Source organism: Planktothrix sp. FACHB-1355 (assembly GCF_014748295.1).
GTDB lineage: Bacteria > Cyanobacteriota > Cyanobacteriia > Cyanobacteriales > Aerosakkonemataceae > Aerosakkonema > Aerosakkonema funiforme_A.
In genome coordinates this window covers 1-2,237 of sequence record NZ_JACJUP010001145.1, presented here as the reverse complement: position 1 = coordinate 2,237, position 2,237 = coordinate 1, and the positions used below count along the sequence as shown (strand labels likewise).

Here is a 2,237-nt window from a genome sequence, read left to right as displayed (position 1 = left end):
CCGATCTTAAAAAAAATTATTAAATTAGGGTTGATGCTGAAACTGCTTGGCCTATTTTGGTAGGGGTAATTCATGAATTACCCCTACAATAGCTACAGGATATCATTAGACATCTCCGCCAAAAGAATCTCAAAGGGCAGGATGCCTACCCCACAAGAATCTCAAAGGGCAGGCAGGATGCCTACCCCACAAGAATTTTTGGAGATATGTAATATAAGGACGCAGCGGATCGGGTTAAGGTCGAGTAATTGACCGATCTTGTGCGGAAGCTCGATCGCTCTCAGATAAATCGTCGCTAGCAGGAACAATTTGTCTGGGTTCTTCGTCAGCAAACGGATTGTGGAAAAACGAGCCTGTTTGCGGTGGTAAAGTTGGCTCGAATACGATTTCGGCAATACTTTTAAACACACCCGTAAACGGAATTGCCAGAATTACTCCTAACAATCCACCCAACTTCGCTCCTAATAACAAAGAAACGAAAATAATTACCGGCGATAAACCGGTAAGATTCCCCATAATGCGGGGAGCGAGCAAATTATCTTTGACTTGCTGAACGGCTATTGCTAGGGCTAATACTTGCAGTGCTAACCACCAATTAATGAAGGCTACCACAATTACTACTGTGCCAATTCCTAAAGTTGCTCCTACAAAAGGAATCACTTCCATAAAGCCGATGAAGACGGCAAATAGCAGGAAAAATGGCACTCGCAGCGCCCAAAATGTCAGACTCAGAGTTGCGGCCATAAATAATCCCAACAATAGCTGACCTGTGATAAATCTTTGCAGGTTTCGTTGCAGGGATTCTGTTAAAGAGTCGCGAATGAGGGGCGAAAAAATACTGGTAAGGGTGCGCCAAACTCTCTCGCCGTCAATCAGCATATAAAATGAAATTACCAGAATTAAAATTAAGTCTAAAAACCAGTTAAAGGTACCGAGTACTAAACCAAACCCTTTGCCGGCGATCGTTTCTGCTTGCGTTTGCACTCGTCGCAATTGCTGAGAAGCTAAAGTTTTGACGTCAAAGGGCAAATTATGCTCCAAGCTCCAAGTTTGAAAATTGTCTAATTGCTGTTGGGCAGAGGTCACCAGAGATGGTAAATTCGTTACCAATTGCCGCCCTTGGTTAAATACGGGTGGCACTAGGGTGAGCGCAATCAGCACTACCGCTATGCCTGCGAGTAAATATACCAATCCTGCGGCTACTGTCCGAGGTAAAAAAGGTTGCAGCATTTTGACGGGATAGTTGAGTAAAAATGCAATCAATCCCGCTGTTAGCAATATGCTGAGCGTTTCTCCTACATAGGCGATCGCGCACCAACTAGCCCAGCCTGTGGCTAGAATTAGCAGCCAAGTGATGAGAAACTGTTGGAAAGGTGTAAATATACGATTCATCAGTCTGCAATGGGCAGTTGGTTGTTCGTTTCAGTTCTTTTTCATCTAATACTTATCATGATAAGCTGCGATTGCGTAATGTCTCCGTAGGAGAATCGATCTGATTCTGGTGAATTGAGAATTGTAGTGTTGGGTTTCCTGGCGTCAACCCAACCTACGATAACTGCAATACTTACGTATACTGAGCGACTATTACCGATCGCCCGTAAAAACTCGGTTTCATGGGATTATCGAGTCAGCGTTCTAAGGTTGGTAGCAACGGCAGGTGCAATAGCTTGAGGGGCGTTCGCGTCTTTTTCTACGTTAACGTGGCCGGGAATCATCATGGCCAGCGTTCCAAAGACGATCGCTGCTAAAATGTTGCTGCCAATGGGAAGTCTATCTTGCATTTAAAGAACCTCCGAAAAGATGCTGTTATCCTGAGATCGCTAAGATTTGCCAGCGACTGCGTTGCTCTAAAGTGTCCGCTACGTATCTATACAGTCTTGGGCAATCTGTTTACGAAAACTACACCAGTAATTTCACTGTAAGCCTACTACATTTTTAAACAGAGGATTTATCTCAATGGTAGTTAGCGATCGCGATCGCCTTAAAAATCGGAACAATTGTCTAGCCTCTGGCGTATACGATCTGCATTGACTGATGGGAACGATGGAATATATGTTTAAACCATTACCAGTAATCTAATCTGAACATGATTTCGGCGATTAGCTGCGATCGACAAACTGAATTACTCCCCATTGCCCATTCGTTAACCAATCAGGGTCTTGATGATTTAGCATCTCTATTTGCGCTGTTTGCAGTCCGGCGGCGAGTTCCGATTTAAGAGTGCGTAAAGCAACAAG

2 protein-coding genes are annotated in these 2,237 nt (G+C 44.1%); both read right to left on the bottom strand.

Annotated features, from left to right (window positions below; translation table 11 throughout):
* Positions 1 to 234: 234 nt before the first annotated feature.
* On the bottom strand, positions 235 to 1,392 hold the full coding sequence (locus H6S82_RS30040; protein WP_190474164.1) for an AI-2E family transporter: 1,158 nt from the start codon (positions 1,390 to 1,392) through the stop codon (positions 235 to 237).
* Between the two features lie 227 nt (positions 1,393 to 1,619).
* Entirely contained in the window at positions 1,620 to 1,781 is a 162-nt protein-coding gene (locus H6S82_RS30035) for a hypothetical protein (protein WP_190474167.1), read from the bottom strand.
* Between the last annotated feature and the right edge of the window lie 456 nt (positions 1,782 to 2,237).